Annotated in this window: 1 protein-coding gene; it reads right to left on the bottom strand. The window is 63.9% G+C overall.

The genetic code is table 11. The features are described from left to right. Window positions 1-249: ABC transporter substrate-binding protein (locus tag ACVA6Q_RS24850; RefSeq protein ID WP_446649253.1), on the bottom strand; the 249-nt coding region annotated here is incomplete at both ends.

The following is a 249-nucleotide window of genomic DNA, read 5'->3' as shown; positions in this document are numbered from 1 at the left end:
GCCGTGAACGGCTGGCCGTCGTGCCACTTCACGCCGGGGCGTAGCTTGAATTCCCACGTCTTCGGGTCCAGCGTCTTCCACGACAGTGCCAGGCCGGGTTGCAGCTTGTTCCACTTGTTCTCGACCAGCAGATCCCAGAAATGCACGTCGACGGAGCGGTCGCCAGCGTGGTTGTTCAGTTGCGGGTCGAGCGACGACAGCGGATCGGCAAAGCCGATGTTCAGCGTTTGCGCGCCGGCAGCACCGGCA

This window comes from Vibrio sp. DNB22_10_4, assembly GCF_052879755.1.
The sequence above is the reverse complement of the archived record's forward strand: the minus strand, read 5'-3'. Positions and strand labels throughout refer to the sequence as shown.